The 23,368-nt window shown below is 47.6% G+C and carries 19 protein-coding genes; 13 read left to right on the top strand and 6 right to left on the bottom strand.

From position 1 onward, the window contains the following. Window positions 1-136 precede the first annotated feature (136 nt). From C7R73_RS01860 to C7R73_RS01845, 4 genes are all read left to right on the top strand, one after another. Entirely contained in the window at window positions 137-2,008 is a 1,872-nt protein-coding gene (locus tag C7R73_RS01860; RefSeq protein WP_106448875.1) for a tellurite resistance TerB C-terminal domain-containing protein, read from the top strand. Further along, entirely contained in the window at window positions 2,001-3,329 is a 1,329-nt protein-coding gene (locus C7R73_RS01855) for a BREX system ATP-binding domain-containing protein (RefSeq protein ID WP_106448874.1), read from the top strand. Before C7R73_RS01860 ends, C7R73_RS01855 begins: the two co-directional genes overlap by 8 nt. Next, window positions 3,329-5,404: a DEAD/DEAH box helicase gene (locus tag C7R73_RS01850; protein ID WP_106448873.1), complete on the top strand. Its 2,076-nt coding sequence runs from the start codon at window positions 3,329-3,331 to the stop codon at window positions 5,402-5,404. Before C7R73_RS01855 ends, C7R73_RS01850 begins: the two co-directional genes overlap by 1 nt. Before the next feature lie 271 nt (window positions 5,405-5,675). Continuing rightward, on the top strand, window positions 5,676-6,389 hold the full coding sequence (locus C7R73_RS01845; RefSeq protein ID WP_106448872.1) for a GntR family transcriptional regulator: 714 nt from the start codon (window positions 5,676-5,678) through the stop codon (window positions 6,387-6,389). A gap of 254 nt (window positions 6,390-6,643) precedes the next feature. Here the strand turns inward: C7R73_RS01845 and C7R73_RS01840 are convergent, their stop codons facing one another. After that, entirely contained in the window at window positions 6,644-7,060 is a 417-nt protein-coding gene (locus C7R73_RS01840; RefSeq protein WP_106448871.1) for a bis(5'-nucleosyl)-tetraphosphatase, read from the bottom strand. A 28-nt stretch (window positions 7,061-7,088) separates the two neighbouring features. Then, window positions 7,089-7,979: a DegV family protein gene (locus C7R73_RS01835; protein ID WP_106448870.1), complete on the bottom strand. Its 891-nt coding sequence runs from the start codon at window positions 7,977-7,979 to the stop codon at window positions 7,089-7,091. A gap of 487 nt (window positions 7,980-8,466) precedes the next feature. Between C7R73_RS01835 and C7R73_RS01830 the strand changes: the two genes are divergently transcribed. Beyond that, entirely contained in the window at window positions 8,467-9,780 is a 1,314-nt protein-coding gene (locus C7R73_RS01830; RefSeq protein WP_106448869.1) for a uracil-xanthine permease family protein, read from the top strand. Window positions 9,781-9,913: 133 nt separating this feature from the next. Here C7R73_RS01830 and gloA read toward each other — a convergent pair whose 3' ends face one another. Together gloA and guaD are read right to left on the bottom strand one after the other, a co-directional pair. Further along, complete coding sequence (gloA, locus tag C7R73_RS01825; protein WP_106448868.1) at window positions 9,914-10,294, bottom strand: lactoylglutathione lyase; 381 nt, start codon at window positions 10,292-10,294, stop codon at window positions 9,914-9,916. A 158-nt stretch (window positions 10,295-10,452) separates the two neighbouring features. After that, window positions 10,453-11,823, bottom strand: a complete 1,371-nt coding sequence (guaD, locus tag C7R73_RS01820; protein ID WP_106448867.1) for a guanine deaminase — start codon at window positions 11,821-11,823, stop codon at window positions 10,453-10,455. Between the two features lie 131 nt (window positions 11,824-11,954). Between guaD and C7R73_RS13700 the strand changes: the two genes are divergently transcribed. From C7R73_RS13700 to C7R73_RS01790, 7 genes are all read left to right on the top strand, one after another. Continuing rightward, window positions 11,955-12,131, top strand: coding sequence for a hypothetical protein (locus C7R73_RS13700; RefSeq protein WP_161525843.1), 177 nt, complete (start codon window positions 11,955-11,957; stop codon window positions 12,129-12,131). A gap of 3 nt (window positions 12,132-12,134) precedes the next feature. After that, a complete protein-coding gene (locus C7R73_RS01815) occupies window positions 12,135-12,605 on the top strand; it encodes a pentapeptide repeat-containing protein (RefSeq protein WP_106448866.1) in 471 nt (156 codons plus the stop codon). A gap of 31 nt (window positions 12,606-12,636) precedes the next feature. Then, the gene (locus tag C7R73_RS01810) at window positions 12,637-13,293 is read left to right on the top strand and encodes a YczE/YyaS/YitT family protein (protein ID WP_106448865.1); all 657 of its coding nucleotides are present in this window, start codon (window positions 12,637-12,639) and stop codon (window positions 13,291-13,293) included. Between the two features lie 457 nt (window positions 13,294-13,750). Further along, a complete protein-coding gene (licT, locus tag C7R73_RS01805; protein WP_106448864.1) occupies window positions 13,751-14,590 on the top strand; it encodes a BglG family transcription antiterminator LicT in 840 nt (279 codons plus the stop codon). Window positions 14,591-14,722: 132 nt separating this feature from the next. Next, window positions 14,723-16,681 (top strand): beta-glucoside-specific PTS transporter subunit IIABC, encoded by a 1,959-nt coding sequence (locus C7R73_RS01800; protein WP_106448863.1) that lies wholly within the window; start codon window positions 14,723-14,725, stop codon window positions 16,679-16,681. A gap of 295 nt (window positions 16,682-16,976) precedes the next feature. After that, a complete protein-coding gene (locus tag C7R73_RS01795; protein ID WP_106448862.1) occupies window positions 16,977-18,395 on the top strand; it encodes a glycoside hydrolase family 1 protein in 1,419 nt (472 codons plus the stop codon). An 11-nt stretch (window positions 18,396-18,406) separates the two neighbouring features. Continuing rightward, window positions 18,407-19,816: a 6-phospho-beta-glucosidase gene (locus C7R73_RS01790; RefSeq protein WP_106448861.1), complete on the top strand. Its 1,410-nt coding sequence runs from the start codon at window positions 18,407-18,409 to the stop codon at window positions 19,814-19,816. A gap of 321 nt (window positions 19,817-20,137) precedes the next feature. Here C7R73_RS01790 and pdxT read toward each other — a convergent pair whose 3' ends face one another. Both pdxT and pdxS read right to left on the bottom strand, forming a co-directional pair. Continuing rightward, window positions 20,138-20,710, bottom strand: a complete 573-nt coding sequence (gene pdxT, locus C7R73_RS01785) for a pyridoxal 5'-phosphate synthase glutaminase subunit PdxT (protein WP_106448860.1) — start codon at window positions 20,708-20,710, stop codon at window positions 20,138-20,140. Between the two features lie 2 nt (window positions 20,711-20,712). Further along, window positions 20,713-21,603, bottom strand: a complete 891-nt coding sequence (pdxS, locus tag C7R73_RS01780; protein WP_106448859.1) for a pyridoxal 5'-phosphate synthase lyase subunit PdxS — start codon at window positions 21,601-21,603, stop codon at window positions 20,713-20,715. A 147-nt stretch (window positions 21,604-21,750) separates the two neighbouring features. On the opposite strand from pdxS, the gene C7R73_RS01775 reads away from it, so the two are divergent. Then, window positions 21,751-23,166 carry an aminotransferase-like domain-containing protein gene (locus C7R73_RS01775; RefSeq protein ID WP_106448858.1) on the top strand — a complete coding sequence of 472 codons (1,416 nt, stop codon included), beginning with the start codon at window positions 21,751-21,753 and terminating at the stop codon, window positions 23,164-23,166. Window positions 23,167-23,368 lie beyond the last annotated feature (202 nt).

Genomic DNA, 23,368 nt, shown 5'->3' with positions numbered 1-23,368 from the left:
TGCAAAACACAAACGCTATTTGTAGCTGGTGTTATGGGAATCCACTTTTTGCAGAACACGCGTTCTTGAATGTGCGCGCCATTAGACGTATACTTAGGACGTATCTTTACTGTGACTGGGAAGGGGGACCTCCAAAATGTTCGAATTCATAAATAAAATATTCAAAAATAAGAAGCTTTCTGAAGAAGAAAAGATATCAATCATTGAATTGGTGAATAATGAGGAGTCTTTCATCAAACCAAGAGATCTCATCGTGGAGCAGAGGTATCAGAAAAAAGCTAAAGAGAGAGCTGAGCAGAAGGCTGCGGAAAGAGCTTGGATCAGCTACGTTTCGCCGCCCGTAAGATTGAATGACAATTTTACAAGACAGACGGAGCAAGTGATTAATGAATTATTTGAAAGATTATGTGCCATCGTCGATGTGGAACTGAAGAAGAAGCATAAAAACATCAAACATGTGAAATATGAGCGATACTATTATCATGTGACCGCTTTTGACGAAATCTATCGGCTATCCAAAGAGGTGGTCTACTCGTTTTATAGAATGGACAATATGTATGCAGCTGATTTCTTTTCCTATGACTTGAAGGCCATGTTGTCCAGGGACATCCAAAAAATTATTACGCATGAGGTTGATGCGTACCGGGAAAATGTACCATTCCCGGACGAGGAGACCAGAAAACAATTCGGCTTGACGCAATTCGGCACCAAAATCGTTTGGTGGGATCCGTCCGGAATGCTGCGCCACAAACAAACTTTTGACGGGATCGAGATGGAGTATTTCAATCAACTAAGGAAAAGGGCGACGAGGTTTACGGAAGTCCCGGCTGTCATGGCCCATTGTTTGGGGAAATACGCAGACCTGATGCAGCTTGTGTTGCATGATCTGGAGGATGGATCCATCAAATGGAAGATCAAGCCCAATAATTATTTCAGGAAATATTTCCACCTGCCACTGGATGATGAACGCATCTGGGCAGAAACGGTCCGCTTGCCGGCAGACCTTTATCTCCTGGCCGAAAACATGATCCGCCAAGAGGTCGAGGGTCTCCGCGTGGTTCCGGCTGAGGAAAGCCTGCAAAATCTGCAAAAATATTTGCCGGATGAAACGTTGAGGAAGATTCAAGCATATCTGAGCCAGGAAGTTGAGCTAGAGCTGGATTATCAAACCATCACAGCCTTGCGGGACGTTAACAAGACTGTCTGGCATGAGGCAGCCAATCTGCTCATCAGCCAACCGTTGGAGCGAATCAACGGCTTGCTTCGTGAAGTTGCACAAGATCCGGATTTGAAAAAGATAGCCACGAAGGTGATCAAGCAAAGCGAGGATGCGGATAAGCGCATCATTTTTACATTTTTAATGGAAAGGGCAGCTTTGCCGGTATCAAAAGCGCTGCAAAAAGAACGGGATGGCTTCATTCATCCAACCAGAAAGGCCGATTATCAACAGTTGCTGATTGATGCAAATCTCCAGATGGAAAGTTTGCCGGAGCTTTTGAAGGAATGCACGCAACCTGTACGCAGGGAAATCAAGCTGGATACTGCCTTAATCTCCGCATCACATTCTGCTTTGGATACCATTATTGATATGGTCGACACTTACCTGAGTGATGATGAAACCAGCGAAGGGATGGATTCAGCTGTGAGCCTGAACATTTTTGCCGAAATTCAGATGTCGCCGGCAGAGGAGCAACGAGAAGCAGAAAGTGTGGTCGCTACATCGGTATCTATTTCAGCCGTTACTATAGAAGAGACCGAAAATACGGACACTGAGCAGGAGTCTGAGCATATGCTGTTCCTGAAACAGTTGGTGGCAGGCAACGGGATATCTTTGGATGATTTCAAGGAACAGGCAAAAATTAAGGGGAAACTTCATCAGGCCTATCTCACAGAATTGAATGAAGTATTGTATGAAATATTTGATGATCAAGTGCTGGTGATCAGCCAACAGCAGGTCATCATTGAAGAGGATTTTATGGAAGAAATGAGGGAATGGATAGATGGCTGAAATCAAGCTGAGAAAGAAGGATGCCCAAACGATTATTGCCTCGCTTGAGGCAGGCGTTGTTCCGGTAAAAGGGGTACAGCATGTGCTGGTGGGCAGGAGCAATGAGGTCAAGGAAATCATCGACACCTTACAAAAATTGGAAGACGGCAACAGTGATTTGCGGTTTTGGGTAGGCGATTTCGGATCGGGCAAAAGTTTTGTTTTGCGGACGATTGAATCGTTGGCGCTGCAAAAGAATTTCGTTGTCTCTACGATCGACTTGACCCCGACGCGTCGTTTCTATGATTCATCCGGGAAAGCATTGGCGCTGTACAACGAAGTCGTCAATAAAATCGTCATCAAGAATAACCGCGACGGGAATGCGATTGAGACGATCGTGCAGCAATGGATTCAGGTTCTGCTCGAGCAGATTGCCGCAGAAAACAGCCTCACTGTTCCTGCTTTGATGGAAAAGACCCATTGGAAATTGGTGGAGAATGCGATCCTGAAGACAACGAATTCCTTCTATTCATCGGGGCTTTCCTATGAATTCGGGCAAGCGCTGATGAAGTATTTCGAGGGGATTGCGGGTGACAATATGTCGCTTCAGATCGAAGCGATTCGTTGGATCCGCGGGGATATCACGACAAAAACGGAAGCCTCCAAAGAATTGGGCATCAAGAACGTCATCAACGATTCGAACTATCTCATTGCGTTGAAAAATCTGGCGGAATTATTCCTGAAGATCGGCTACAAGGGATTTGTCATAAACTTTGATGAATCAGTCAATCTGTACAAATTACCCCGTTCTTTGACACGGGAAAAAAATTATGAGATGATCCTCAATCTGTATAACGAAACGAAAACCAATGAAGCTAAAGGCCTATTTATCAATTTTGGCGCAACGAAGCACACGGTTTATGACGAACGAAGAGGATTGGCCAGCTATGGCGCTTTGAAAACACGCTTCGGTAACGAATTGATGAAAAACAAAGACTATGTCAATGTGAACAGTACCGTCATCGATTTGAAGCCACTGACACCGGAAGAGATCTTTATCCTTTTGACCAAGTTATTAGAAATATACAATACGGCCTATCAAACGACGCTGACAATGAAGGACAGCGAAATTCAGCAATATATGGAAGACCAGTTGAACCGGCCGGGAGCTGCGGCATTTTTGACGCCGCGGTCTGTCATCAAGGACTATATCGAAATCCTGTCCTTGCAGCGCCAAAATCCGGACTATTCTTTCAGCCATATCCTTGCGGATCGTTTTGGCAGAAAGTCGTCCGTCGTAGCGAAGGACGCAGATGACCACGATGAAATAGAGGTTTACTGATGGAGGCATTTGACAGTCTAAGCAGAGACATCCAGCAGTACATCTATGATAAAGGGTGGCCAAGCCTGACGAACATTCAAAGTGCTGCCATCAAACAGGTTGCCAATACCGATCACAACCTTATTCTGTCCGCTCCGACGGCCTCGGGGAAAACGGAAGCTGCATTCATCCCGGCGCTGAACAGCGTGGAAGATTGGGAAACGGGGCTGAAGGTGCTGTACATCTCTCCTTTGAAAGCCCTGATCAATGATCAATTTCAGCGCATCAGCGAACTCAGTGAGTATTTGGATATACCGATCACGCCCTGGCATGGCGAAGTTTCCCAGGCCCAGAAAAAGAAAGTTGTCAATCAACCGAAAGGTGTGCTTTTGATCACACCGGAATCGATTGAGGGCATGTTGGTGAATCGTCCTGGCGAAGCGCAGCACCTCTTTAAAGGGGTTGAGTGGATCATCATCGATGAACTGCACAGTTTTTTGGGGACGGAACGGGGTATTCACCTACAGTCACTGCTGCAACGGATCAGCCAATTCATGCAAGCCCCTCGTTTCATCGCGATGAGCGCAACCTTAAACAAGAAGGATTTCGGCTATGCGAAAGCCTTCTTCGGCAGCAATCGGGATACGGATATTCTCGTGGACCGTGATAAAAATGACCTGCTCATCACGATAGACTACACGAGTGGTGAGGCGGGCCCGTTCGTCGCAAGGGAATCCTTGGAGGCGATCTACCAGTATTCCAAGACGGAAACGATGCTGATTTTTCCGAATTCCCGCAACAGGGTGGAAGAAATCACCCATAAATTGGATAAGATGGCAAATAAAGAGAACGCGCCTATCCGCTATTTTGCCCATCATTCATCGGTGGACAAACTTTTGCGTGAAGAAGTGGAATTTTTTGCCAAAAACAACGAGGATCAGCTGTTCACGATCACCTGTACCTCCACCTTGGAATTGGGAATAGACATCGGATCGGTGGACAGCGTGGTGCAGTATGGATCCCCTCCATCCACTTCTTCGCTCAGCCAAAGACTGGGGCGCAGCGGACGGAGAACTCACCAAAGCATCCTGCACATTGTCGAAGACGAATCCTGGGAAATGTTGCAGACCTATGCCGCACTGGATTTGCTGGAACGCGGTGAAATGGACGCGACGGAAATGATCGAGACTCCCTACAATGCTTTGGCGCATCAAGTGATGGCGATCCTCTTCCAAAAGGTCAGTATGCCGATGACGCAATTGTTGCAGCTGAATAAAACCTTTCCGGTCTGGAGGGCGATTTCGGATGCGGATTTGGCGCTGTTGATTGATTACATGGTGCAAAAAGATTTCATCGAAATCATGGATGATGAGGCGATTGTCGGTTTGGAGGGGGAACGTCTGCTGCGTTCCAGGGATTTCTACGCACTGTTTTTCACGACAAGTGATTTTTCTGTCCATTACCAACATGAACGCATCGGCAGCCTGCCGTTCACACCTGATATCCAAATCGAAAGCAAAATCCTGTTGGCAGGCAGGGTGTGGATCGTGAAAGATATCGATGTCAAGGCAAAGCGCATCATGGTGGAAATGACGAAAGAAGGAAGACCCCCGAAATTCATCAGCGACGAAGGATTCGTTTCCAATGAAGTTCGTGAAAATATGGAAAAACTCTTGCGGACCGGAGAGTATCTGACCCTGAACAATGACAAGATCACACGTGATTTTGATTTTCTGAAGAGTGAACTTTACTACGATGACGGAAACTATTGGTATGAGGACAACCAGACGAATATAGGTGTCGTGACATTCAGGGGGACTAAGTTCAATATCGCGTTGTTGCTGCTCATCAAGAGTATTGCCGTTGAGGGCGAAAAATATCAACTGCATGACAAACACTCCTTGATCACGGGTCCCGACATAAAAAGAATGGTGGAACGACTCGCTGGAGGGGATGTTTCCCTGGATAATGTCGTAGCGTATCTGGAGAAAAACGAGAAGGCCATCGAAGAGTTGACGGCCCATCAAAAATTCATGCAATTGGTTCCCACAAGCTTGAAAATCAAATGGATCCTGAACAACTTCTTTTCTATTTGAATGTGACAGACGACGAAAGAGGGCCCACCATCGTTTTTGGTGTTGCTCTCTTTTTCGTATCTAGAGAGACGGACTTGACAATGGCCGAATAGAGATCCTTCCACCCAACGTAAAAAGGTGGAAGACGCCTGTTGATTTCCGACAGTATGAAGAAGAAATGATTGTCTTCAAGTCATATTTTGTGTATGCTAAAAATATAGACTTTTTAGAGATGATCTACTTAATTTGATCTTGGAAAGCTAGACATTAACTAGAGGAGCAGTGTTAAAATATGCAAAAATATGTCGTCATATCCAATGACATTCGGAATAAAATCGTAAAAGGAGAGTACGTTGCCAATCAACAGATTCCCTTCGAAAAAGATATGTGCATTCATTACAATGCAAGCAAAATGACGGTCAAAAAAGCATTAGACATTCTGGTTGCAGAAGGCCTGGTTATCAAGAGGAGAGGCTCCGGTACTTTTGTGAAGGACCTGAACCTGGAGGAAATAGAGCGTGTGACGATGGCAAATCAATTCCGCGGCACGACTGCGCTCAATGCCGGGAAGAAGGTCCACAGCAAAATACTGAATTTTTCAATCGTGAAAGTACCGGAAGAAGCAGCGAAAAAGTTGAATATTTCGCTTGGAAGCTTTGTGTACGACATCTATCGCGTACGCTATGTGGAGGACGAGCCGACCGTGATGGAAAAAATCTATATGCCGATTGATCTGATACCAAACATCAAGGAAAAAAATATCAACGGATCGATTTATGATTTCATCGAAAAGGATCTTCACTTGAAAATACAAAGCGCGCATAGGACGGTTTCTGTTCGCAAAGCCACTGATTTTGAAGCGGAGGAGCTTGGACTGGAAAAGGGTGATCCAGTGGCGATAGCCGAGCAAGTCGGCTATCTCGATACCGGCAATGCGTTTGAGTTCTCAACCTCTGTTCACCGCTACGATAAGTTTGCCGTCGAAATCGTTTTGACGCGCAATTGAGCTGAAATATTGTAAGATCTGTTGAGATTCTGCGGTTCGGTGGCTTGAACTCCGGTGAAGCTGTCGTTGGACGGAGCAGGGGATTTGAATCGCTCCCGTCCTCCTGTGGCGCTGCGCTCGACGGAGAAGGACACTCTGGAAGCATCATGACCTCCGGCGAGGCCGTCGTTCGCCGGAGAAGAAGACGTTATTTTTTCAATTTTAAGCAAAGAAGGGTCGCCTCATTTTTTTGAGGCGGCCCTTCTTTGCTTTTATCAGTTTTTCATGCCTTCGATGAAATCGATGGCGGACTGCAGGATGCTTTTGTCGTTATCATAGGTGATGGCTTGCAAAGCTTCGTTGAACGGCATCCAAGCGAAATCGGTGACCTCGGCATCCTGTTTTTCGATTGTTTCCGTGTGGGCGAAGGCGATGAAGTAGACGACTTCTTTGATTACGTCGGGAGCCGGGGAGTAGCTGATGGATTTCCGAAAGTTGGTGCTTAAATCGGTGCTCAAGCCGGTTTCTTCCTTGATCTCCCTCAATGCTGTTTCGACTTCCGTTTCGCCTTCCTCAACATGGCCTTTCGGGAATGCCCAATGGCCGCCGTTTTCATGTTTGATCAATAATACTTTTCGGTTGGTGTTATCTGGGGAGAGCACGATGGCTCCGCATGATTTTTCTGATTTCATAGTTTATGCTCCATTCATTTGTTTCATTTTACTTTTCCAAAAACGCAGGGCGTCTATCATATCTTTCCGGCAATTGAGATAAGGCGAAGACACCGACACCACCGATACCGAGATGAACGCCCAGAACCGCGCTTACCCTTAATAAGACAAAGGAAGCTTCCGGCAAGGTCTCGCTCAGCATTGCTTTGAGTGTTTGTGCGATTTCTGGATCGCCCACATGGCTGATGACAACGAGTTGATCTTGATAAGGACCGATATGGTCGACCGTTTTTTTGATGATACGTTTGTAGACACGGTTATGTCCGCGCAGGAGTTGGTCCATCACGATTTTGCCTGCCTTTACAGTCAACAAAGGCTTGATGTTCAGATTGTCACCGATGACGCTTGTTACTTTATTGATGCGGCCACCTTTCTGGAGCCAGTCCAGATTGGCGATTGTGAAGGAATAGGAAGTATACGCAACGATTTCTTGGATGGTTTGTGCAACTTCATCATGAGGATAGCCATTATCCAACAAGTTCAGGGCTTGGATGGCAGCCAAGCTAGCACCGCCGCAACCGCCTTGCGAGTCGATCAAGGTTAGCTTCATCTCCGGGAATTCTTCACGGTACATCTCAAATACTTGGTGGGCTACCGCATGTGTTCCAGACATTGCGCTTGAGAAAGATAAATAAATCAGATCTTCGTTGGCTTTGCGATTGCGGTCCAATATTTCCAACAGGCTGGCGATGTCAATCTGTGAAGTCTGTGGCATCACTCCTTTGCGCATCACTTCGTAGACGCGTTCCAAATCGATTTCGATGCCGTCCTTGTAGCTTTCGCCATCGATGATGATGTTTAACGGCAAGTACTCCAGTTTGGGATGCTTGCGCATCGCTTCGTTTAGGTCACATGTTGAATCTATTATTAATTTCGTCAAAATCTCACTCCTTATTTTTCAGCAATAACTACCTGATCTGATTTGAGGCCCAACCGATATGCATTGGGCTTAGATGAACAGCGGGGCCGCCGGTTTCATGCTTGATCAGGAGAACGTTTCGGTTGCCGTTATTGCTGGAAAGCACAATAGCTCCGTATGATTTTTCTGATTTCATTACTTATGCTCCATTCATCTTTTTCGTTTAATATAGTATAACAAAAAATCGGACTACATCGCACCCGTATCTGACAATGATTTATAAACCGTAATTCGTCATTTTCAATACAAATACCCAAAAAATATCCGTAATGTTCGCTTTTAACCCCGGTTTAGCCCGAAGATGTGAAGATTCTCATAATGAAAGCCCTTATAATTCGGTATTTACACTTTACAATTGTATGTGATATCGATATAATTTTATTTGTCGTTAATAAACGAATTATATTTTGTTTTGCAATCATTAATGTTCGTTATCAGGAGGAGAAACATGGAAGAGAAAGTACATACAGGCCTGACTTATGGGGTAGAGGATAAACCCGATTTAGGCACGACAATCGTTTTAGGATTTCAAAACGTCATCACCGCTTTCGGTGGTTTAGTGGCAGTACCGCTTATCATTGCCGGAATCGCAGGTTTCGGGGTTGAGGATACTGCTTATATGGTCAGCGCAGCGCTGTTGGCTTCGGGCATCGTTTCAATCATTCAATCAAAAGGTTTCGGTCCGAAATGGTTCCGCGTCGGAGCAGGCTTGCCGACAATAATGGGAACTGACTTTGCTTTTGTGGCGCCAGCTGCTGCCGTCATCGGAGCGGGTGGCATCACTGCCTATCTTGGCGGAACGATGCTGGGTGCTTTGTTGGAAATTATTTTGAGCTATTTCGTAAAACCGTTGTTGAAATTTTTCCCGCCGGTAGTGACCGGATCGGTTATCTCATTGATGGGGATGACGCTGATGTCCGTTGCGATGGGCTGGGCAGGTGGTGGTTTCGGATCTGAGGATTTCGGTAATCCGGTGAATATCGGTATCGCAGTGCTCGTGTTCCTTATCATCGCTTTGATCAACCATTACGGACCAAGCAAAATCGCGCCAGCCGCTGTACTGATCGGTGCCGCAATCGGATATGTCGTCTGCATTCCGTTGGGTATGGTCGACTTCGGCCAAGTCGTTGCCGCTGAATGGTTCGCCTTACCACAATTCTTCAAATTCGGAGTTCCCGATTTCAAGCTTGAATACGCGATTCCTTTTGTATCCGGCTATCTGGTCACAGTCATTGAAACAGTCGGCGTTATGCAGACATTGGGCGCTGTTACGGAAACGAAACTGACGGATGAAAGAATCGCTGCCGGTGTCCGTGCGGATGGTTTCGGTTCGTTCATCGCGCCTTTCATCGGGTCCGGTCCAGCCGCTACATTCAGCCAAAATGCCGGATTGATCCCTTTGACCCGCAATGCTTCCCGTAAAGTAGCCATCATGGGTGGTATCATCATGATTGTGATGAGCCTGTTCCCTAAATTTGCTACTTTGATTTCAATCATGCCGCAACCTGTTTTGGGTGGTGCCGGCATCTTGATGTTCGGTACGGTTGCTGCTGCCGGTGTGCAGTCTCTGTCACGTGTTGAATTCAACAACCGCAACATGATTATCGTCGCTTCTGCGTTGGGTGTCGGTCTGGGTGTTTCCTTTGTTCCGGATACTGTGGCGCAATTGCCGGGCATCTTGAGCGGATTGTTCTCATCCGGTATCTCGGCAGGAACAATCGTTGCGTTGGTGTTGAACATCATTTTGAAAGAAAAAGTCTAAACATACGCTGCTTGAGCAGCTTGAATGAAAAGAAACACGTAAGCATCCGCTTGGCTGCTTGCGTGTTTCTTTTTGGGTAAATGTAAGCATATTCACAAAATCCGATATGCTTACATTTGAAATTTTGGAAAAATTATTTTGCGCGCTTTACTTCAATTCGATAGCCATCAGGGTCCGTCACAAAGAAATAGGTGGGTGTGCCGCCTGAAAGTCCTTTTAATTCACCTGTTTCGTAAGCAGAAGCTTTACAAACTTCATGCATTTTTTCTAAGTCACTGACAGTCACACCTAAATGACTGAAGCCATTTCCTACATTATATGGCTCGGCATCGTAATTGTAAGTGAGTTCAATTTGTACTGAAGAACCGGGAGAATTCAGATAAACTAAATCAAACTTATCTTCAGGGAATTTTCTGTGGCTGGCAACTTCAAAATCAAATAGATCAGTATAGAAGTTTAAAGTAGCATCAATATCTCTGACACGCAGGCAAATCTCAACGAGTTTTTGGTTCATAATAACATCCTCCAATAGTATATTATTTTCATTCTAACATGAATAGATCATATAGGCATTTTATTCGCCCCCACGGTATCTTCTATATTGCTTTCTAATATATCAATAGGCAAAAAGCACAGAGTTTAATCTGTTAATACGAGCAGTCATTGACAAAATTATGTTCGTTTGTGCACGCATTCGCCCTGGACCCAAACCTCACGGATGTTTTCCGGACGGCTCAAGAAGAGGATTTTGTGCAACAGATTTTCCATGGAAATCCCTTCATCGAACAAAGGCAATTTGGCGTTCGTCGCATTGACGTCGATCACTTGGACATCCCAAATGTAATTTTCTTCCAATCGTCCGATCGGCAAGCTCAGGCTCTGTCCTCCGCCAGCAGTCGCGTAGTAGAACGCTTCGTTGGCGGAAATGCGCGATTGCGGCAATCCGCGTTCTGGAGCCGCAAGCGACGGATCGACGCCTTCCTCCAGCATTCTCGATGAGATGACAGCTTGGCGGATGTTGTCGAAAAGACTGGGGGAGAAGCCGCCGGATATGTCAGTGCCCAAACCGATGTCTATCCCTTTCCGAGTGAAACGGGCCGCGGGAAGGACACCATTTGAGAAGCAGACATTCGAAATCGGACAATGCGCAATCGCGGTTCCGGTTTCGGCAAACAAATCGGCATCCTCATCCGAAAGGAAGACGGCGTGCGCCATGATCGCTTTATCCTGCAGAAGGCCCATCTCATGGAGCGCAAAGGTGTCGCTCTTGTGCATCCGTTCGTGGACATAATTGTGCTCCCAATCGCTTTCGCTGCAATGCGATTGGATGTGCGTGCCGTATTTTTTCGCCAACTCGCCGAGACCCGCCAATGCTTCATCCGTGCAGCTCGGAATGAAGCGGGGAGTCACGACCGGATAGACGCCTTGTTTGGTTGTCTTATTCAGTTCCTGGACCAGCTGGATGAAATCTTCTGTTTCCGACAATGCAGCTTCAGTGCTTTCATCCCGGTAATACGCCGGATTCTCTTCCTTGTCGTCCATGACCACTTTCCCTACCAGACCGCGTTGGCCTTTGTCGGCGCAGATTTGGGCCAACAGATAACTGGCTTCCTTGTGTACGGTCGCGAAATAGAGCGCAGTAGTCGTTCCGTTCGCCAATAAAGTTGTGACGAGATCCTGATAGACTTTGCGGGCGAAATCCAGATCGGAGAATTTCGATTCCAGCGGGAAAGTATAGGTATTCAGCCAATCATGCAAAGGGATGTCCATGGCAGTGCCGGCCTGCGCCCATTGTGGTGCATGGATGTGCAGATCGATGAACCCCGGCAGGAAATACTGTCCGTCAGCAAGTTCGCGAAATTTTTCGGTTCCGCTGTAGGTGGCCAAGACCGTTTCGTAATCATGATCCTGTGGCTTCAGGATGCGCCGGATCAAGCCTTTCTCATCCAGACAAAACAAACAATCCTCCAATACGCTCACTTCCTGAGGCGACCTGCTCGTGAAAGCCGACCCCCGAAACACTTGATCAAATGTGCGATCCATCTTGATTCCCCCTTAACCAGTTTCCTTGCCTCCATTATATCACTGCAGACGAAAGGGTGGCTCGGTCAAGCTTTGATATCTAAGCGTCGATTATTCAGGTATACTAAAAGAAAGAGAATCATCAGGAAGGAATGAAGCAAGTGCCCGCCAAGATCATGGAACCCGTTCTGCCAAAAGATTTGCCCGAAAAAAATTTCGCCGACTGTTTCGATCCGGATGAACCATACATAGAGCATGCCCTGTTCAAAGATATTGCCATCGATCTCTGCGACAGACGGGGAGTGGAGTTCACCGAAGTCAGATTCTAGAACGTGACTTTCAGCGAAGCGACAGTGCCACAATTGTACTTGCGGGATGTCATCTTCGAAAGCTGTGATTTCGCCAATGTGCAACTGGATGAAGTGACGATGAAACGTGTCCGCTTCGTGAATTGCCGCCTCATCGGTACCTCAATGACCGAAGGGGTCTTCGAGGATGTGCTATTCCGAGAATGCAATTTGCAGATGGCGGCTTTCGGATTCAGCAAGCAGAAGAATGTCCGTTACGAGAACTGCCGCCTGAATGAAGCCGATTTTTATACCTGCAAACTAAAGAAAGTCGATTTTTCGGAGTGCGAACTTTCCGGAATCAATTTCACTGGTACGCCTTTGAAGGCGATCGATATCAGCACTTGCCGATTTGAACGCATCAGCGTCACGCTTGAAGATCTCAAAGGTGCGATCGTCAGTGAAGAACAGGCGTTGGCCTTCGTTGTGATGCTGGGGCTGGTCATCAAAAAGTAAAAAATGCGAAAGAAAGAATAAGGAGGACGATATGGAGAAAAAAGTGTTGGCAAGTGAACTTGCCTTGGCGATGGGCGTAATGTGCAACGCCATTGCTGTTTCATTGATGATCAAAAGCGAATTAGGGGTGTCGACGATCTCGTCCGTGCCTGTGGTGTTGAACGAAATGTTTGCGCACGTGACGATCGGCAGCTGGAACTTTCTCTTCCAAGTGGTCCTTGTGGTGGTGATGGCTCTGATTACGCGGAAGTTTTTGGGATATGTCTTTTCGATTGCATTGGCATTGCTGTTCGGCTACCTGCTGGATTTCTTTGAATTGCTTTTTTCGGGCATTGTCGCAAACATACCGCTGCGGATCGTGTTCTTTTTCACCGGATTTTTCATGTTGTCGCTTGGGATCAGTCTGATGCTGAATTGCCGTTTGCCTGCGCTTCCGTTCGACCTGTTCGTGCGCGAAATGTCCGAGCATTTCGGACTAACCGTCAAGCAGATGAAGACTGGATTCGACGCCGTTTGCGTCGGGTTGAGCGTTGTCTTCTCGTTGTTGTTTCTGGAAGGAATCGCTGGAGTCGGGCTCGGGACCATATTCGCCATGCTGTTCACCGGTACGGTGACGCAGCATTTCGTGAACCTGTTGAACAACCGCTATGTTTTCCGTAAAATGATGACAACCAAAGAACGTGCCTAATCCAGAGGCTGCCTCCATAGCGGGCAGCCTCTTTCATCAGAAGTCAGAATGTAGGCCAAAAAGATGAATAAAAATAAAGAATCCATCTTTTTGATGCGGCGTACGGCCAAAAAGATGAATAACTAAAAAGAATTCATCTTTTCGGCGCGAAATGTGGTCAAAAACATGAATAAACGCAAACAATCCATCTTTTTACCGCAGAATGCTGCTCCGCAGCACATTAGTCATAAAGCGAATAACATTAGTTTTCAAAAAAATGCTGTTCCAACAACGCGCTAAATGAAAATGAGATTTTTTTATGGAAAGGGCTTGCATCTTTTTATTGGAAGTGCTAACATGTTGTTCATAGGATTGTTACTGGTTGTGCAGGCAAAACCTAAATTGATACGAGATGATGTGCACATCATTTGGTGTTAGTTTAGGTTTTTTTTAATGGAAGGGGGAATGGGGATAATCGATGAAGATTGAAAAAGTCTACAATAACAACGTGGTCCTGGCGAAAGCCGGCGATTCATCCGAAGTCATTGTGATGGGAAAAGGGATCGGTTTCCAGAAAAGATCAGGGGACGTTTTCGATAAGTCTTTGATCGAGAAAACCTTCGTTATCCAGGAAAATGATTCAGCAGATCAATTAAAGGCCATTTATCAGGATTTACCGCAAGAAGAATCAGATGCCATTTTTAAGATCATCCAAGAAGCCGAGACTCGGCTGAATCATATCTTCCAAGCAAACGTCTACCTGACGCTTGCCGACCATATCCATTACGCCATCCAGCGGACAAAGGAAGGGATCGTTTTGACCAATCCTTTGGCCTTCGAAGTGAAGAAGTTCTATCGACGGGAATACGAGCTCGGCAAAATCGGGCTGGAACTCATCGCGGAGCACACCGGTGTCATAATGGCACCCGATGAAGCGACATCCATCGCGCTTCATTTCGTGAATGCTCAGAAGGAAGGGCAAATGATCGAAGAGACGATGAAAGTGACCCGTATCGTTCAGGACATCCTGAACATCGTCCGCTTGCATTTCGGAGTCGCCTTCGATGAAGAATCGATTTCCTATAATCGTTTCTACACCCATCTTCAGTACTTTGCACAGCGAGTCGTCATGGGAGAAGTTTTCCAGACGGCTCCAGATACCTTCTTGGTGGAGCAAGTGAAGGCAAACTATCCGGCTGCCTATACCTGTGCCAACAAAATATCGACCTATGTCGGAGCTGCCCATCATTTTCAAGTCGGGACCGACGAACTTGTTTACCTCACAATCCATATCCATCGGGTCGTGCAGCAAAAGTGAATACCTAAAATGCTCTCAAGAGGATTGTTACTGGTAAAGCAGGCAAAACCTAAGTAGACAGCGGGGAAGAAATTCCCATGCTCTCTATTTAGGTTTTTTTTATAAAAAATAATAGAAAAAGAGGGATACAACATGAAATATGAAGAATTAGCAAAAGACATTTTGGCTCATGTGGGCGGCAAAGAAAACGTCCGCAGCTTGGCTCACTGCATCACGCGTCTGCGTTTCAAATTGGTTGACGAAAGCAAAGCGGATACGGAATACCTGAAAAAACTCGAAGGTATCGTTACCGTCATCCAAAGCGGCGGACAGTATCAAGTCGTCATCGGCAACCACGTACCTGACGTCTACGCAGCGGTCAACGCAGTCGGCGGATTGAACGGCGGCGGCGAAGTGGAAGCGGAGGACGAAGGTCCGAAAGGCAGCCTGTTCAATCAGTTCATCGATATGATTTCAAAAATCTTCCAACCAATTTTGGGACCTTTGGCAGCTACAGGGATGCTGAAGGGTCTGGCGGCTTTGTTGTTGGCTTTCGGTATTCCTGCAACAGATGGGGCCTATGTCCTGATTCAAGCAGCCGGTGACGGATTCTTCAACTTCCTGCCGATCTTCCTTGCTTTCACCGCTAGCAAACATTTTAAAATGAACAGCTTTACTGCGATGGCAGTCGCAACCGCAATGGTATATCCAGGCATGGTCAATCCTGCAGGAATCGATCCATTGTACACTTTGTTCGCTGGTACCATTTTTGAATCGCCGATCTTCATGACTTTCTTAGGTTTGCCGGTCATCATGATGAGCTACGCTTCATCGGTTGTGCCGATTCTGTTGGCCGTCTTCCTAGGTTCAAAAGTTGAAAATGTCTTGAAGAAAGTCGTACCGGATGTTGTGAAATTGTTCATGGTGCCTTTCTTAACCTTGTTAATCGTCGTTCCCTTGACAATCTTGTTTGTCGGACCGATTTCCTCGTGGGCTGCTACGTTGCTTGGTGCTGGCGTATCATGGATCTATAACTTAAGCCCAATCGTCGCCGGAGCATTGTTGGGCGGCGGCTGGCAAGTATTCGTCATGTTCGGCTTGCACTGGGGCTTGATTCCGATTGCAATCAACAACTTTGCGACGCAAGGCTATGATCAATTGTTGTCAACTGTATTAGGTGTTTCTTTCGCCCAGACAGGTGCCATCATCGCAATTTACATGAAGACTAAAGAAGCAAAAGTGAAACAGTTAAGTATCCCTGCTATGATTTCCGGCTTGTTCGGTGTAACGGAACCAGCCATTTACGGTATCACTTTGCCGATGAAACGTCCATTCCAATTGAGCTGTATTGCTGGTGCCATCTCCGGTGTCGTGGCAGGTGTTTTCAAATTGACAAGCTACCGTATGGGTGGCTTGGGAGTATTCTCATTCCCTAGCTACCTGGAAGCAAACGGATCAATGACTTTCAATTTCTGGGCTTCCATCATCGTGTGTACTGTAGGGCTTGTTTCCGGCTTCATCCTTGTCTTCTTCTCAAAAATTCCAGTTCTTTACGGAGAAACTGAAACTACAGCAACTGCAACAAATACAGCAACAACACTGAACACAAACTCTGTAGTCGTAGAAGCAATGAAAAAAGATTTGAGCGCAGCTGCTGAAAAAGACTTGGTTGCTAGCCCAATGATCGGCGAAATGGTTCTCTTGTCAGATGTTCCGGATGAAGCTTTTGCGACTGGCGCACTTGGTAAAGGAATCGCGATCCGTCCGACTGTCGGTGAAGTCTATGCTCCCGCAAACGCAACTGTAACACTTTTGTTCCCAACACAACATGCGATCGGTTTGACGACTGAAAATGGAACAGAGATCCTGATTCACGTCGGAATGGATACGGTCCAATTGGAAGGTAAAGGCTTCACGAGTCATGTGCAACAAGGCGATAAAGTAGTAGCTGGCCAATTGTTGTTGGAATTCGACATCGACTTTATCCAAAAAGCAGGTTATGAAATCATCACTCCGATCATCGTCACAAACAGCAATGACTACTTGGATATCATCACGACGAAAGAAGCAACATTGACTGACGGCGACTATCTGCTGACTGTCATCGCATAAACGAAAGATATCAGTCAAATCGGAATCGATCACAAATAATTGTAGTGAATGAAGCCCAAGTATTCGGGAAATCAATCTCAACCGCAAGCAATATTCCCGGATAAAAACCAGATATCCGGGAAAAAAACCTAGACCGCAAGCCATGTCCCCGAATAAAAACCAGATATTCGGGGATTTGGTTTGTGGTCTCAGGCGCCCGAACCCATTTGGGATGATTTTTCATAATTCGGGACTGTACCGCAATGAGTCAGGCCCGTGCATAAAATAGAACCAGAAAAAGAATAGGAGCAATCACATGCAAACAGTATTTCCAAAAGGATTTTTATGGGGTGGCGCAACAGCCGCTAACCAATACGAAGGTGCTTATAATGTTGACGGAAAGGGGCTTTCCGTTCAGGACGTAACCCCTCAAGGAGGATTCGGGCCGATCACTGATGGTCCTACACCTGACAACATGAAATTGGAAGGGATCGACTTCTACCACCGTTATAAAGAAGATATCGCCTTGTTCGCGGAAATGGGCTTCAAAACATACCGCACATCGATCGCTTGGACACGCATCTTCCCGAACGGCGACGAAACGGAGCCGAACGAAGCTGGCCTGCAGTTCTACGATGACATGTTCGATGAATTGGCAAAATACGGCATCGAGCCGCTGATTACTCTATCCCACTACGAAACGCCGCTGCACCTTGCGCGCGAATATGACGGCTGGGTTAACCGCAAAATGATCGGTTTCTACGAAAACTACGTGCGCACGGTCTTCACGCGCTACAAAGACAAAGTCAAATACTGGTTGACGTTCAACGAAATCAACTCAATCATCCACGCACCATTCATGAGCGGCGGGATTGCGACAGCTCCTGAAAAATTGTCGAAATCCGATCTGTACCAAGCTTGCCACCATGAGTTGGTAGCCAGTGCTTTGGCGACAAAAATCGGCCACGAAATCAATCCGGACTTCAAAATCGGCTGCATGGTCATCGCAATGCCGACTTATCCGTTGACTTCCCATCCTGACGATATCATCGCGGTGATGGAAGCGGACCGCCAAAACTTCTTCTTCTCGGACGTCCATGTACGCGGCACATACCCTGGCTACATGAAACGCTATTTCCGCGAAAACGGCATCGAGTTGAACATCACGCCGGAAGACGAAGAAATCCTGAAGAACACTGTCGATTTTGTTTCCTTCAGCTACTATATGAGTTCCACGGAAACGGCTGATCCTGCCAAGAGAGCAGCAGGCGAAGGCAATATCTTGGGCGGTATCCATAATCCATACTTGGAGGCTTCCGAGTGGGGCTGGCAGATCGATCCAAAAGGATTGCGTGTCATCCTGAACACTTTCTGGGATCGTTACCAAAAACCATTGTTCATCGTTGAAAATGGTTTGGGTGCAGTCGACCAGCTGGTTGAAGGCGAAGACGGCCAAATGACTGTCAACGACGACTACCGCATCAACTACTTGAACGACCACTTGGTGCAGGTTGCCGAAGCAATCGCAGACGGTGTGGATCTGATGGGTTACACGACTTGGGGCTGCATCGATTTGGTTAGCGCTTCGACTGCAGAATTGAAGAAACGCTATGGCTTCATCTATGTTGATCGTCACGACGACGGATCCGGCACACTGAATCGTTACAAGAAAAAATCATTCAACTGGTACAAAGAAGTCATCGCAACAAACGGCGCCTCTTTGGTACAGAAATAGGAGGAATAGCCATGTCAGCAGGTAAAGGATTTCCAGAAGGTTTCTTCTGGGGCGGAGCTACAGCCGCCAATCAATTTGAAGGAGGTTGGGACTCTGATGGGAAAGGCCCGTCGGTCATCGACCAACTGACCTGCTCGCGCGACTTTGCCGAACGTTTTGCCGGAGTCGGCGACTACTACCCTTCGCACATCGGAATCGATTTCTATCACCGCTACAAGGAAGATATCGCTTTGTTCGCCGAAATGGGTCTCCGGATGTTCCGGATGTCCATCGCTTGGACGCGGATTTTCCCGAATGGCGATGAACTGGAACCGAACGAAGCGGGCTTGGCCTTTTACGATGATGTCTTCGATGAATTGGCGAAATACGGCATCGAACCATTGGTGACGATCTCCCATTTCGAAATGCCGCAATATCTGGTCGACCACTACGGCGGCTGGAAAAACCGCAAACTGATCGGCTTTTTCGAAAGATATGCGACAACTTTATTTGAACGCTATCAAGGGAAAGTCAATTATTGGCTGACCTTTAATGAAATCAACATGGCGACGTTCCTACCGCAGATTTCGATTGGTTCGAAAGCTGAAGCGGGCGAAAGCCAGGAAGAAATCATGTACCAAGCCTTGCATCATCAGTTCGTCGCCAGCGCTTTGGCTACTAAGGCAGCAAGGGCAATCGATCCCGAGAACCGCATCGGCTGCATGATCGCCTATGCGCCGGTTTATCCGTTGTCGGCAAAACCGGAAGACGTTTGGTCTGCGCAACGAAAAGAAGAAGAAAAACTGTTCTTCTCGGATGTCCATGCCCGAGGTTACTATCCGCCGAGCAAACTGGCTTACTTCGCCACTAAGGGCATCAACGTTACGTTCGAACAAGGCGACGAGGAAATCTTGGCTGCACATACGGTCGACTTCATTTCCTTCAGCTACTATGCTTCCAGCGCAGCCAGCTTTGCGCAATCCGGCGTGCCGGGTGAAGGCAATGCTTTGATGGGCGAGAAGAACCCATACTTGGCGGAATCGGAATGGGGTTGGCAAGTCGATCCATTGGGTCTGCGCGTTTCTTTGAACACGTTCCATTCCCGTTACCAACTGCCGCTGATGGTTGTCGAAAACGGACTGGGAGCTGTGGATGAAATTGTCGACGGCCAAATCCATGACGATTACCGCATCTCCTATCTCCGCGACCACGTCAAGGCGATGCGTGATGCGATTGTGTTGGACGGCGTGGATCTCGTCGCTTACACCTCTTGGGGCTGCATCGACTTGGTTTCGGCCGGGACTGGTGAGATGGCGAAACGTTATGGCTACATCTATGTGGACCGTAACAACGACGGTTCAGGCAGCTTGAATCGCCTGAAGAAGGATTCCTTCTACTGGTACCAAAAAGCCATTGCCAGCAATGGCGAAGATTTGGACTAAACAAATACAAAATCCCCTGCTCACACGCTAAATGTGTGAGCAGGGGATTTTTGTTTGCACATGTGCGGTAGTGCTGCGAGCTAAATGTCCGATAACAGTAAGATATCCGACAAGTTGGTGCCTGCAAGGGTTGTGTTTGTCCGATAATGGAAAGATATCGGACAAACAGATGCCGGTAATAGCTGTGGATGTCCGATACCGGAAAGATATCAGACAAGCAGGAGCCTGAGATGGTTGTGGATGTCCGATACCGGAAAGATATCGGACAAGCACGAGTCTGCGATAGGTCATCAAGAGCCGCACATGTCCGATAACTGCAACTTATTCGACTTTCTTCAAAAAGTACTCGAACACCGACAGATCATCCGTCAATTCAGGATGGAAAGCTGTGACCAAAATCTGGTCGTTTTCGGCCGCCACGATTTTTCCGTTGATGCTCGCCAGGATCCGCACGCCGATGCCTACGGAGCGGATATAAGGGGCGCGGATGAAGACGGCTTCCACCGGTTCGGCGATGCCTTCAAAAGGCAGCAGGGCTTCGAAACTGTCGACTTGGCGCCCGAAGCCGTTCCGTTCGACTGCGATGTCGATGAAGCCTAGCCGCAATTCTTCAGGGGCATGACTGCTGTCGGTGCTGCAGAGGATCAGTCCGGCGCAGGTACCGAAAATCGCGTTGCCGGCTGCGAAAAATGTCCGCAACGGTTCCTCCAGATGTTGTTCGCGGATCAAACGACCGATGGCAGTCGATTCGCCTCCTGGGATGATCAGTCCGTCCAGACCATCCAGATCAAAAGGCAGTTTCACGGCAGTCGCGGTAACGCCCAATTTAGTCAGGGCCTGCAGGTGTTCTGTGACTGCACCTTGCAGAGCCAATACACCGATTTTTTTCGTCATACTTACCAGCCTCTTTCCTGCATGCGTTCTGAGGCGTGGAGCGTGCTGATGTCGATCCCTTTCATCGGTTCGCCCAAGCCTTTGGACAGTTCGGCCAACAAGGCGTAGTCCTCGTAATTCGTTGTTGCACGGACGATGGCACGGGCGAATTTTTCGGGGTTCTCGGCTTTGAAGATGCCGGATCCGACGAAGACGCCATCCGCACCCAGGCTCATCATCAGTGCTGCATCAGCAGGTGTTGCGACACCACCGGCAGCAAAGTTCACGACAGGCAATTTTCCTAGCATTTTGATTTCTTTGACCAATTCGTAAGGGGCTCCGATTTCCTTTGCGAATGTCATCAGTTCATCGTCCGATTTCGTGATCAACTGGCGGATTTGGCCGTTGACTTTGCGCATATGGCGGACGGCTTCCACGATATTCCCCGTGCCCGGTTCGCCTTTTGTGCGCAGCATCGAAGCACCTTCACCGATGCGGCGCAGCGCTTCACCCAGGTCACGGCAGCCGCAGACGAAAGGAACGGTATAGTCCGATTTCAAAAGGTGGAATTCCTCATCGGCAGGGGTCAGCACTTCGCTCTCGTCGATGTAGTCGACGCCCATCGCTTCAAGGATGCGCGCTTCGGTTATGTGGCCGATGCGGGCTTTCGCCATGACGGGGATGCTGACCGCGTTCATCACTGCCTCGACGATTGTAGGGTCTGCCATCCGCGCGACCCCGCCGGCTGCGCGGATATCCGAGGGAACGCGCTCCAAAGCCATGACCGCAACGGCACCAGCCGCTTCAGCGATCCTTGCCTGCTCCGCGTTCACGACATCCATGATGACACCGCCTTTTTGCATTTGGGCCATCCCGCGTTTTACTTTTTCTGAACCGATGATTTTTGTTGTCATAAATAATCCTCCTAGTTTTAAATGATAAAATGATTAAAGAATGGTTAAATCATAATCCAATTACCTTGAAACACCTACATCCAATTGGACTGTTTCCGAACCAACCAATTTGGTGTATAATGTTTGAAAACCAAGGAGAGTGATGGAATGGTGGAGTGGAGACTGGACCAGGATAGGGGCATGCCGCTCTATCAACAGCTTATGCAGCTGATCGAAGAAAAGATAAAAGCCGGCGATTTGGTCCCCGGCCGAGCCTTGCCGGCGGAACGCAAGCTGGCGGAGGAACTGCAGGTCAACCGGTCGACCGTCATCCGGGCATTGGAAGAGCTGACGACGCAGGGCATCCTTATCCGCAAAAGGGGCAGCGGGACGTTCGTGAATCCGAATAAATGGGGGATGCAGACAAGGCCCACCATCAATTGGCGGACTTCCTTGACGCCGGATAATCTTTCCGTGGATACCCCTTATCAAAGGAACGTGAAAAAGCTGTTGGCCCAGCACCGATCGCGTGAAATCCTGGATTTGGGGAACGGGGATCTGCCGAAGGACCTCTTGCCGGAACTGAAGATCCCGGATATTTCGCTTGGGGAAATGTTGCACGGGGAAGCCACCTTTATCAAGGAGAACCGCGGGATCAAAGCGACGAGGGAAAGTGTCCAAAATCACCTGCAGACAGCGTACGGAATGACTGTCCCGCTCGAGGAAATTTTCATCACTTCGGGAACCCAGCAATCATTGTTTTTGATAACGCAAGGTCTGCTGAAGCCGGGCGATGCGATCGGCATCGAGGCTCCCTCTTATTTCTATTCTTTGCGGCTTTTTCAGGCTGCCGGGTTGCGGATTATTCCGATTCCGATGGATGACGAGGGAATGACCGTCAACGGGCTCCAGGAAGCTTCCCTGCAGTATCCTCTGAAGATGATTTTTCTGAATCCGATTTTCCAGAATCCGACAGGTACCGTCATGAGTCCGGAGCGGAAACAGGCAATCCTTGATTATTGTTTGCTGAAGCGCATCCCGATTGTGGAGGATGATGCATACGGCAGCTTTGTCTTTGATGAAACGGTCGATAACCGTCCGTTGAAAAGCTTGGATAAACGCCAACAAGTGCTGTATCTCGGTTCCTTATCCAAATTTGCCGGTCAGCATATCCGGATCGGCTGGATGGTTGGTCCAGCCGCCATTATCCGGGAATTGGCCGACATTCGGGATCAGATCGACTCCGGATTGAGTTTCTTGCCGCAACTGCTCGCCGATCATTATTTGGCCAGCGAAATCACGGACCATCTCCCGATCATCGTATCGGCTTTGAAAGAGCGCGCCGACAAATTGCAGACTTGGCTCAGAAACAAATATGGATCGGAAATCAGTTTTGAACCGGCAAAAGGCGGCTATCATCTTTATTGCCACTTCGCCAATAAAACCGATGCTGAGATGGATGAATTGCTTCAGGAATTGTTGGAAGAAAAAGTGGTGGTGAAGGAAGGCATCCAATTCGGCGACCAAAAAAATGCAGTCCGTTTCAGTTTTGGTCATTTTGTTGAGCGGGATGCAAATGCATGAGTCCGTTTTGGAACGGAAATCCTTACATTTCCGCATCCGTTTACTGGGCAATATTCTTTAAATGAAATGAAAACGAAAAATAAATAGAGTTCCATGTCAGGAAACCTTCCGTAAAGATAACGGGAGGTTTTTTTGCTTGGAATGCTGTATGCATCAAAGATATTTGCTGTTATTGCAACCTTGTTCCCAAAGCGATGTGAAC

The organism is Trichococcus alkaliphilus, assembly GCF_003008695.1.
GTDB lineage: Bacteria > Bacillota > Bacilli > Lactobacillales > Aerococcaceae > Trichococcus > Trichococcus alkaliphilus.
This window is presented reverse-complemented; position numbering and strand designations above follow the sequence as displayed.

What these genes read in the sequence shown, in the direction of transcription:
- C7R73_RS01860 (WP_106448875.1), top strand. Translation starts at nt 137, where the DNA reads ATGTTCGAATTCATAAATAAAATATTCAAAAATAAGAAGCTTTCTGAA.
- C7R73_RS01855 (WP_106448874.1), top strand. Translation starts at nt 2,001, where the DNA reads ATGGCTGAAATCAAGCTGAGAAAGAAGGATGCCCAAACGATTATTGCC.
- C7R73_RS01850 (WP_106448873.1), top strand. Translation starts at nt 3,329, where the DNA reads ATGGAGGCATTTGACAGTCTAAGCAGAGACATCCAGCAGTACATCTAT.
- C7R73_RS01845 (WP_106448872.1), top strand. Translation starts at nt 5,676, where the DNA reads ATGCAAAAATATGTCGTCATATCCAATGACATTCGGAATAAAATCGTA.
- C7R73_RS01840 (WP_106448871.1), bottom strand. Translation starts at nt 7,060, where the DNA reads ATGAAATCAGAAAAATCATGCGGAGCCATCGTGCTCTCCCCAGATAAC.
- C7R73_RS01830 (WP_106448869.1), top strand. Translation starts at nt 8,467, where the DNA reads ATGGAAGAGAAAGTACATACAGGCCTGACTTATGGGGTAGAGGATAAA.
- gloA (WP_106448868.1), bottom strand. Translation starts at nt 10,294, where the DNA reads ATGAACCAAAAACTCGTTGAGATTTGCCTGCGTGTCAGAGATATTGAT.
- guaD (WP_106448867.1), bottom strand. Translation starts at nt 11,823, where the DNA reads ATGGATCGCACATTTGATCAAGTGTTTCGGGGGTCGGCTTTCACGAGC.
- C7R73_RS13700 (WP_161525843.1), top strand. Translation starts at nt 11,955, where the DNA reads ATGAAGCAAGTGCCCGCCAAGATCATGGAACCCGTTCTGCCAAAAGAT.
- C7R73_RS01810 (WP_106448865.1), top strand. Translation starts at nt 12,637, where the DNA reads ATGGAGAAAAAAGTGTTGGCAAGTGAACTTGCCTTGGCGATGGGCGTA.
- licT (WP_106448864.1), top strand. Translation starts at nt 13,751, where the DNA reads ATGAAGATTGAAAAAGTCTACAATAACAACGTGGTCCTGGCGAAAGCC.
- C7R73_RS01800 (WP_106448863.1), top strand. Translation starts at nt 14,723, where the DNA reads ATGAAATATGAAGAATTAGCAAAAGACATTTTGGCTCATGTGGGCGGC.
- C7R73_RS01795 (WP_106448862.1), top strand. Translation starts at nt 16,977, where the DNA reads ATGCAAACAGTATTTCCAAAAGGATTTTTATGGGGTGGCGCAACAGCC.
- C7R73_RS01790 (WP_106448861.1), top strand. Translation starts at nt 18,407, where the DNA reads ATGTCAGCAGGTAAAGGATTTCCAGAAGGTTTCTTCTGGGGCGGAGCT.
- pdxT (WP_106448860.1), bottom strand. Translation starts at nt 20,710, where the DNA reads ATGACGAAAAAAATCGGTGTATTGGCTCTGCAAGGTGCAGTCACAGAA.
- pdxS (WP_106448859.1), bottom strand. Translation starts at nt 21,603, where the DNA reads ATGACAACAAAAATCATCGGTTCAGAAAAAGTAAAACGCGGGATGGCC.
- C7R73_RS01775 (WP_106448858.1), top strand. Translation starts at nt 21,751, where the DNA reads ATGGTGGAGTGGAGACTGGACCAGGATAGGGGCATGCCGCTCTATCAA.